This is a genomic window from Streptomyces sp. NPDC086080 (assembly GCF_044540255.1).
In the GTDB taxonomy this organism is placed as follows: domain Bacteria; phylum Actinomycetota; class Actinomycetes; order Streptomycetales; family Streptomycetaceae; genus Streptomyces.
Genome location: NZ_JBITRU010000077.1, coordinates 1 through 8,727, shown reverse-complemented (window position 1 = coordinate 8,727; position 8,727 = coordinate 1). Strand labels below are relative to the sequence as shown.

Below are 8,727 nucleotides of genomic sequence, written 5' to 3'. Positions count from 1 at the left end.
CTCGTTACGACAAGCGGGCCTACGTCTTCCACGGCACCGTCACCGCCGCAGCAATCCGGCTCTGGCTCCGCCAGTGATCCGCCGGACAGACCCTAATGCCGACCACCACCAAGTGGGGCCGCGCACCGCGGAGTTCGTGTGCATTTCCCGCCCGGACGGCGGCCGGTGTGTTCGTGCTCGACCGGGCTTACGTTGCCTACATGGACAGGCCCCAGTTCCCCGTGCTGTATCAGCGGCAGCGGTTCATCTTCTTCTGGACCCGGCAGGCGCCGGACGAGTGCGAGTGCCGGATCTACCACGCGGTTCCCGTCTGGTGCAGCTGCGCCAACAAGGCTGAGCCAGGCCTGGAAATGCGCATCATCCGCACCCCGTACCTGCAGGGCAACGCGCAGCCGGAGGTCAGTGCCCCGCTGCGGCTGCGCGAGCCATGCTACGCCGCGGTGGAGGTGCTGTCCGAGGAGTCGCGGTCGTCGACGGCATGAGCCTGCCCGGCATGCCGCGCAAACGGGGCCAGCCTTCCCGGACGGCGAGCATCCTGAGTCCGCTGGAGCGGGCCGTCGTCCCGGCCGCCCAGGAGGTGTCGCCGGACGTCCGGAACGGTGCTGTTGCCACAACACTGTCCTGGCGGGGCGCTGGGCCGCGAGCTGGAGACCGAGTTGCGCAAAGCCACCGGTATGTGTCGAGGCTGCAAGCCGCACGCGTGTGTCGTGGCCCGCGACAGGCCGTCCGCCGAAAAGCACTTGAGGATGCCGGGCTGCACCGACATGGAGATCATCGAGACCAGACCCAGGCAACCGCCCGAACGGAAGGCATGAGGGATGACCGCCCTCTCCCTGACCAGGCATGAGCACCGTGCTGGAATGCGGGGGAGTGTCAGTTGTACTTCGTCATCTGAGCGTCAGTGGTGCAGGTGAGGTGGCCTGGTTGTTGACGTTGACGGGTAGTGCTCACCCGTTGTTGCCAGGAGCGGCGAAAAGCCATGTCATTCTCACGCTGACCACCAGAGCGACCCCGGCGTGATCCGTACCCGAAACACGACCACCGTGCGGCCCTACCTCCCGCCGGCCATCACCAGCGCCGCGAAGATCGCCTGATTCCTGCAGTTGCACGGCTTCGACCCCAAGATGGTCGAGCGCTTCCGCGTCAAGCCGTACGGCCAACAGCCCATTCCCTGGGGCCGGTTCTGCTACAGCCCGCGCACCTACGCCGACCTCTACCAGCGGTGCCCACGCCGCGAGCCGATCGGCTATCCGATTCGCCGTGCACGGCACCGTCCACAGCATCGCCGAGGACCGAAACGGACAGCCGTACGCTCGCCTGGCCCTGAACGTACCGGCCGGGGACACCCGCTTCCACGTACTGCTGCGATCCGCCCACGACAGCCTCATCAAGCCGCTTGCCGCCGGAACCCACGTCCTCGCCTTCGGCGAGTGGACCGTCTTCGACACCCCGCACATTCCGCAGCTGCGGCTGTTCGCCGACGAGCACTGGCAGATCGCCCACTGGGAGACCGATCCGAGCAGCGGACTGCCCACCGACCCGACATGCCCTGCTACCGTCACGGCCCGGCAGCGGGCCGACACCCCGGCTCAGGCCCGGGCACGTGCCCGCCGACCGCGCCCTGCATCGGAATCCCGCCCGCCGCAGGCTCCGCCGACATCCCCGCCTCCAGTGGCGGCTGTCCCACCCCCGCAGGTTCAAGAGCCGGCCGAGGCACCGGCCAAGTCGGTGCAGCCCGAACCCGAGCCCGTCGACGAGCCGACCGTGACACCCCCGCACCGTGAACCGGCCGCCCCTCCTGTCGCCTCCGGCACCCCGCCCGTGCCACCACGGCCGCCGCTCCCGCCACCGCCCCTGGAGCCACCACAGACCGGGCGTTCGCCACGCCGACGACGGTGGCCGCGGTGGCTCGGCGGCCGCCGGTGACCTGGCGCCCCGACCGGCGACCAGGCCCGTACCCTCCACGCCGTCATGCTCGTCCTCTGGGCCCTCTTGCGTGACGGACGGACCTACGAGGTCGCGCCTCCTGCGGCTCTCGCGGCTTGACAGACAGCATTGGGAATCGATGGCACACGCTCAAACATCGGTGGCACAGGACACCTGTCGGCCGACGAGACCGGTGACAAGCTCGTGCGTGGACGCGACGAGGGACGGGAGCCTGATCGTGAACCCCAGCAGCGCGCCGCTGTACTACGTGCCGTGGACCCCCGAGGAACCCGACTGGACCGACCAGGCCGGCATCACTGGCGCCGACTGGCTCATGGAGCAACCGGGCCTGAAGCTCGTCCTGGTCTCCCAGCTGCAGAACTATCGGCAACATCGGATGGCCCAGCGGGTACGGGGCGCCGTTGTTGCCAAGCGCACCACCCTGTCGGGGTGGGACCACGGCCCGGTACTGGCTCCCTGGCCGACCCGGGAGATCGTGGGCGATCTCGCGGGTGATCTCCGGGGCCGTGCGACCGCCATCTGCGTCATCCCCTGGGGCCCCGACCCCCTTCTGACCGCGTGGCTGCGCGTACGCCGTGCCGTGAGCGTGATCGACGGGTCCGTACACCCGCAGGCGGACGAGCCGCTGCTGGAGCCGGTGGTCGAGGCGGCGATGACCGAACTGGGGCAGCTCGTGAACCACGCCAACGCCCTCGTCGGCGGCATCGACAAGGCGTTCGCCGTGCACACACTGCTGAAACTGCACGAGGCGGGCTACCGGTGGACCGTCGACGAGTTGTGCGGCTGGGCGCTGGGCCATGGTTTCACCGGCTCCGAGGAAGAGCGCCTGCGACAGTACGCCACCAAGGCTAGAAGGATCCCGGTTCCAACCGCTGCCACCCGACCCGTTCTCCCCCGGTGCCGTTCAGCGATGGCAGGATCAGGCGCCTTAGCTGCACTCAGCGAGGTCTGGCGCGGTACCGTGTCGCGCCATGACGCTGAGGACCAGCAGGGAACTTATGGCCTGGCAGCCGCCCACCGGCTGGCGCGAGCTGAGCCGCGAGCAGCGTCACGCCTACCTCGAGCGCCACGACATACAGATCCCACTGAAGCCGGCCGACTGGGAGCAGATGGACCATGACCAGTGCATGGCCTACTTCGCCTGGCACGACCGCATCCTGAGTGACACCCCCGACGCACGGGCGGCCAAGGAACGCGAGTACTGGCAACGCCTGCGGGCCTGGAACGTGCTGATGGGCTGGTGGATCCTCTGCCTCATCGCCGCGCTGGGCATCGTCTGGGGAACCGACGCCCTCGGTGACGCCGGCATCGGGATGCGAATCGGCTTCACGCTGTTCATCAGCGTGGGGTACACCGTGGCCATCTTCATCCCGATGCAGCTCACCCGGCCCGATCCGCCGCGTACCTGATCGGGCGCGGGCGCCTTGCCGAAATCCGGTGGCAGAGGGAATCACCGCCGTGTCAGGCTCCCTCCACCGGAGGGGTGTAGCTCAGCCCGGCCAGAGCAGCGGACTCCAAACCCGCACGCCGCAGGTTCAAATCCTGCCGCCCCTGCACAGCACAGCGGCCAGGTCCCATGAGGACCTGGCCGCTCCCTCATGAGCCGACGGGCTGGGCCAGCGCCGGCCCTGCAGAACTCCCGAGCACCTCGCAGCGCGGTGTCGGAGTTGGGTTGCCTGGCTGTCGGGCCGCAGCCGCGTAGGGCGATGACTGTCCAAGGCGCGCGCGACGGTGGGTGATCAGCTGGGCACGGCATTGGCCTTGTAGTACGGAATCAAAGTGGCTCGTCCGCCATCCCCCATGGCTACGGCGATGCGCTGCATTCTCGCACTTTTCAGGTCTCCGGCCACCAGGATGCGGGGATGTTGCTCGTCCGGTGGACAGTACCCGTCCGTCCCCGTGATCAGCCCGGGCAGAGCGGCGGGTTTGGAGCCCATGTTGCTGAGCACCGCGTCGACGACGAATGTGTGCGACCCGACGCCGCCCGGACCCCGGGTGCTGATACGGAAGCCGTCCTGCACGGGGGCCACGGCGACGTAGTCGACGAGGTCGAGATGGATGCGCTGGTCGTCAGCGACCTCGTCGGTCTTGTAGCGGTCGGCCTCGGGATATAGCACGTGGAAGTACACCGTGGCCTGCGGGTGCGCGCGCAGCCAGGTGCCGAGTGACCGGTCCGCGCCCAGCACCGCAACCCGGTGCCCCTCAAGGTCTTCGGTCGCCGCCCGCCACAGCGGCGGCATCCACCTGCTCTTTGGCGCCTCGATCCAGGCGACATCCCCGGGCGTGAGTGCGGTTACCCCGGTGGCTACCACGATGGCCGGCGCGGTGAGGACGCGGCCGTCATCGAGGGCGACCTCGGCACGGTCGTCATGGCCCGCAACCCGTACGGCGCGATCGGACAGCACGCTGAGGCGCCCCAGCTCCTGGTGCCGGGTCAGGTCTGAGGCGAGCGCCTCGGCGAGCGCCGCCCCCGTCGCCCAGCCGCCTGGCACGTTGTCCAACGCACCGATCGCCCTCAGCTTTGCGCCCACCTGCTCAGCCTCGACGACCACTGTCTTCATCCGCAGGCTCGATGCCATCACCGCGGCGGCGACGCCGGCAGGCCCCGCTCCGATGACCAGCAGGTCCGCGTCGTACGTGCCCATGGAGGCTCCTTTTCGATGCGACGATTACCCTGCCGTGTCGCCGAAGTCGCGGTCGAGCGTCTCCCGGTTCCCGGGCTGCGAGACGGCCTCACGGAAGGCCCCTGTGGCGCGCCGGTCGGAGTTGGCACCCGCGGCCAGATGATCGAAGACCTCGTCGACGGTGAGCAGCTGGCTGGTGCCAATGTTGCGCCTTGCCAGCAACAGTGCAGCCTCGTGGAACTCAGCTCCGCCAGTGGATGCGCACGCGTCCGTCACGATCCACGGCCGCAGGCCCCTGTGGTACACGGCAACTGCGGTGTCGTACACGCAGCTGTCCGTGTCGATCCCGCACAGCACCAGGTCCGTCCATCCGTGTTCCGCCACCAGTCGCTGCAGGTCGGCAGTGAGCGCGCTGGAGACGGACTTGTCGATGATCCCAGTCGCGTACCGGGCGTACGGCTCGAGCTCGTCGATCAGCGCCTGCTCCTCCGAAGTGCGCAAGTGCGTCCAGTCGGAGATCCGCTCATACGGCGAGCCGGGCACGTTCTGGAACCGGGAGAACACCACCGGCATGCCGACCGCGGTCCACCCCTCGACGAGCCGCACCACGGCCGGCACCGCATGCATGCTGTGTCGGTTGACGAAGCCGCGCTGCACGTCGACGACCACGAGCGCGTACCTACGAGTGTTCACCCAGTCCTCCAGACGAAACGGGCCGAGATCGGTCAGGTAATCGATTCACGTAGGGCTTCCTGCATATGGCGCAGCCGGTCCGGCAGATCGCTCGTCGCGAGGACCGCCTTGCGCATCCGCTGGTGCGGTGTCGTCTCCTGGTCCCGCGCCACAGTCAACCGAGAGTACGCGCCGCGCAGCCACCGCAAGCCGTGCTCCTCGTCCCGCATCACCGGGTCCCGGCCCGCCTCGACTTCGCCCCGTACATACGCGCTCAACGCCCACAACGTCTGGACGTCGAGCTCAAGCTCCACGATCTCGTCCATGGCAAGTGCCCGCTCGGGCGACAGGGGGTGATACGCCACCCCCGACCAGCCAGCCACGCCCATCGACACGGCCTGAATGCCGAAGTCGACAGCGTCCTGGTTCCGGTAGCCATCGATGAACAGGCCCCGCTCAACATCATCACCCAGGCGCTCCGCCCCGCCCGGATGGTTCCGGTCCACCAGGACCGACGGCGTGGCCACCACCTGCAGCGCTGTCTCCAGGTGCGCGCCCTCCCACGGGGAGTCCTCAAGAAGGTACGCCGACAGTACGTACGGTGCGGCGGCCTCCGTGGCCGAGCCCTCCTGCGCGAGGCGCCTCTGCAGATGCTTTGTCGCCCAGTCCAGATCCGTGTCGTACGACCGGTACCGCCACGCCGCCAGCTCGCCGAGACACTCCACTGATCGCGGTTGCACGAGGTGGAAGATCGCAACACCGCACGCATACACGTATAGCCGGGAATCCGGTGCAGCGTCCGGGTGCCCGGCTCGTAGAACCCGGTGCTCGAGGCCGCCGGGACCGTCCTGAAGCGGCTCGGCACCGGCAAGCAGCGGCTCAACATCAGCACCCAGATAGATCGGAACGAACTTGTGGCTGACCACATGCGCTGGCCCGAGCGGAACGGATTCAGACGTCGGGGGATCAGCGGTACCCCGTCGGGGTGCCGACAGGCTAAGGCCGTATGTGGCCTTACACATGGAAATCCAGTCGTCGATCTGGGTCTGAAGTTCGCCCTTAGCTCTCTCCTCTTCCACTGAGGCTTCGCGTTTGGGGTATCCACCCCGGCCCCTGGTCTGATGCGGAGACTCGACCTTTAGCTCAGGAATCCTTTTTCTGAGCTCTTGCATGTCCTCGGGGAACTTGTCATGGCGCGAGGAGCCAGGCTTCCTCGCGATGTACGCCTTCTCAGGGTGGGTCCACGCGTAGTGGAGCCGGGCCAAGCCCGCGACTCCGTCCCTGTCCAACTTGGAGGCGTTACATGGGCGCCGCTTGTTGCTGATTGCCGTCTTTGACCACCCGGCCCCCGAGGCCTGCAGTCCCAGGCATGCGGCCAGACGTTCCAGATCCCGGCTCGACGGCGGGGGCCGATTTCCGACATCATTCAACTGCCCGGACAGCCACTGTTTGGCTCCCCGCAGGTTCTCGTTCGGGGCTTCGGGCATCGTTCCACCCGGCGATGGTTACTACTCGCGCTGACCGGCGGCCCTGTCCAGCGTCCAGTCACCATTCTAGGAAGATTCCGGCGGCTGCCTCTTTCCCCAGGTCAACTGGCGTCCCAACTGAGGTTCAGCTGTCCAGCTGTCCAGCCCTTTGCCAGGATTTCGCGTAATAGATCACGGTTCTCCCGACGGCCTGAAATGCAGGCCAGGGCCCTCCGGGCCACCACCACAAGGGAGAACACGATGACTGACCTCAAGATCAACAATGGTTCATGGAGCCAGAATGGGCACGACCTAGAGCTCGTACAGGGAAGGGTTGTCGACGGAGCCATACCGCCCACGCTGGTAGCCGAGCTCGCCGCGCTCGCCGGCTCGGGCTCGGGCTCGGGCCGGACCGGCATCAACAACCACGTCGAGAACACGTTCGAGGGGTGGACGGGGACCGGCTGGACCCCGGCCTACTTCAATCGCGCAGCGGCGGCCCAGCACGCCGCCGTAGAGGCGTGGACGGCACTCGCCCGCCGGCTCGTCGCCGATGTGGTCGGCGTCCACACCGTGGAGCCGGCGCACAGCCAGGACGGCCACGCCTTCACGCCGGCGGTCGTCAGGGAAACCATGAACGGCATCGACTGGCACTTCGATGCCGCGCACCTCGAGTACCCGGGCACCGAGCTGGACCTCGGCCCGGACAGTCAGCACTGGTCGGTGATCACGTACCTGAACACGCCGCAGAACGGCGAGCTGGAGGTGGCTGCCTGGAAGCCGGCTGACGCCGGCGCTCATCCGAAGGAGTCCTACCCGCTGGACGAGCGCCTGTTCGCTTCAGCCGAGCGGATAAAGGTCCAGCCCGTCGCGGGGCGGACCGCGATCATGTCCTCTGAGTACGCCCACCGGGTCCATCCGACCCCTACCCCGCGCCGCTTTGTAACAATGTTTGTGGCAGTAGGTGCCAATGGCCAGGCGATCTCCTTCGGATAAGTGCCAGATCCGCCTGACCTTGTCGCGTTGAACGCTCCGCCCTGCACGTGAAGTGAGCCGCGTGCGGGGCGGTTCCATGTATCACCGCACCGTGAGGGCCTCGGCCCGGGGCGTCCGCCGGCCGCATGGCGGTGACCGCCGAGGGCGACGACGGCCGCCCACAGAATCTGGCGCTCCGCATCCGCGTCCTGGCCCGCTACCTCGTCGACGCCGGACATTGCCCGCCCGGCGTCCTCACCCTCGCCACCCGCCCGGCCTGCGCACCGTGTGCTGGTCTGCGGGGGAGTGTCAGTTGTACTTCGTCATCTGAGCGTCAGTGGTGCAGGTGAGGTGGCCTGGTTGTTGACGTTGACGGGTAGTGCTCACCCGTTGTTGCCAGGAGCGGCGAAAAGCCATGTCATTCTCACGCTGACCACCACCGAGAGCCAACACCAAAGAAACCCGAGCACAAGAAATGCGAGCACCGAATTAGATCCTGATATTCCGCTTCGAGACATAACGATTCGCCCCCTTTGGAGAACACCATCGAGAGAGAATCAGTACAGAATAACCAACACTCCACCAGAAACCAGATAATGTAAGGCGAGTGAATGCATCAGAAATGTGCGACGCTCTATCGGGCTTTCCATGCATCGAAATGTTCAAGAGGTCCAGACCACCGTCTGTAGCACGGAGAGTATCCGTTACATAAATTATGTAACGGCGCTGAGTGCGTTACATAATGGGTACACATCAGGTACAGAAGAGGCTGCTTTGGCGGGCCTTTCAACGCAGGTCACCCCACTCATTGCCAACAATCAAGCGCACCAGGAGACAAAATCGCAGTTAAAAAGCGTTTGAGAGCATCCAAAGGCCAAGGATGCCGCGACTCTCGATTATGTAACGGGCCAGCGAAGGCCGGCGCCTATCCTGGTAGCCAGCGGTAACGCCGCGGAGCGGCGTTACATATTCGTCGCGGAGCGACGGGGGTGACGGTCCGTCACGTAGTGACGGCGCGTCATGTCTCCGGAGGAGACGGCGCG

General features: G+C 66.8%; 8 protein-coding genes and 1 tRNA gene. 6 read left to right on the top strand and 3 right to left on the bottom strand.

Features of this window, described 5'->3' with window-relative positions; all coding sequences use genetic code 11:
- Positions 1-200: 200 nt before the first annotated feature.
- The 5 genes from ACIF9R_RS37705 to ACIF9R_RS37685 all read left to right on the top strand — a co-directional run bounded on the left by ACIF9R_RS37705 (position 201) and on the right by ACIF9R_RS37685 (position 3,501).
- Positions 201-482: a DUF6372 family protein gene (locus tag ACIF9R_RS37705; RefSeq protein WP_159039464.1), complete on the top strand. Its 282-nt coding sequence runs from the start codon at positions 201-203 to the stop codon at positions 480-482.
- 778 nt (positions 483-1,260) lie between these two features.
- Positions 1,261-1,926, top strand: coding sequence for a hypothetical protein (locus ACIF9R_RS37700; RefSeq protein ID WP_399987555.1), 666 nt, complete (start codon positions 1,261-1,263; stop codon positions 1,924-1,926).
- A gap of 238 nt (positions 1,927-2,164) precedes the next feature.
- On the top strand, positions 2,165-3,067 hold the full coding sequence (locus ACIF9R_RS37695; protein ID WP_399987553.1) for a hypothetical protein: 903 nt from the start codon (positions 2,165-2,167) through the stop codon (positions 3,065-3,067).
- Positions 3,057-3,356, top strand: coding sequence for a hypothetical protein (locus ACIF9R_RS37690; RefSeq protein ID WP_399987551.1), 300 nt, complete (start codon positions 3,057-3,059; stop codon positions 3,354-3,356). The genes ACIF9R_RS37695 and ACIF9R_RS37690 overlap by 11 nt, the downstream gene beginning before the upstream one ends.
- Before the next feature lie 70 nt (positions 3,357-3,426).
- A tRNA-Trp gene (locus ACIF9R_RS37685) sits at positions 3,427-3,501 on the top strand.
- Between the two features lie 185 nt (positions 3,502-3,686).
- Here the strand turns inward: ACIF9R_RS37685 and ACIF9R_RS37680 are convergent.
- From ACIF9R_RS37680 to ACIF9R_RS37670, 3 genes are read right to left on the bottom strand one after another with little or no spacing between them, the layout of a single operon-like run.
- Positions 3,687-4,592: an FAD-dependent oxidoreductase gene (locus tag ACIF9R_RS37680; RefSeq protein ID WP_399987549.1), complete on the bottom strand. Its 906-nt coding sequence runs from the start codon at positions 4,590-4,592 to the stop codon at positions 3,687-3,689.
- A gap of 24 nt (positions 4,593-4,616) precedes the next feature.
- Positions 4,617-5,264, bottom strand: a complete 648-nt coding sequence (locus ACIF9R_RS37675) for an isochorismatase family cysteine hydrolase (protein ID WP_399987547.1) — start codon at positions 5,262-5,264, stop codon at positions 4,617-4,619.
- A gap of 32 nt (positions 5,265-5,296) precedes the next feature.
- Entirely contained in the window at positions 5,297-6,508 is a 1,212-nt protein-coding gene (locus ACIF9R_RS37670) for an XRE family transcriptional regulator (protein WP_399987545.1), read from the bottom strand.
- A gap of 462 nt (positions 6,509-6,970) precedes the next feature.
- Between ACIF9R_RS37670 and ACIF9R_RS37665 the strand changes: the two genes are divergently transcribed.
- On the top strand, positions 6,971-7,705 hold the full coding sequence (locus ACIF9R_RS37665) for a hypothetical protein (RefSeq protein WP_399987543.1): 735 nt from the start codon (positions 6,971-6,973) through the stop codon (positions 7,703-7,705).
- Positions 7,706-8,727: the final 1,022 nt, after the last annotated feature.

Bases quoted from the DNA above. Each gene is read 5' to 3' on its own strand.
- ACIF9R_RS37705 (WP_159039464.1), top strand. From the start codon at position 201: ATGGACAGGCCCCAGTTCCCCGTGCTGTATCAGCGGCAGCGGTTCATC.
- ACIF9R_RS37690 (WP_399987551.1), top strand. From the start codon at position 3,057: ATGGACCATGACCAGTGCATGGCCTACTTCGCCTGGCACGACCGCATC.
- ACIF9R_RS37680 (WP_399987549.1), bottom strand. From the start codon at position 4,592: ATGGGCACGTACGACGCGGACCTGCTGGTCATCGGAGCGGGGCCTGCC.
- ACIF9R_RS37665 (WP_399987543.1), top strand. From the start codon at position 6,971: ATGACTGACCTCAAGATCAACAATGGTTCATGGAGCCAGAATGGGCAC.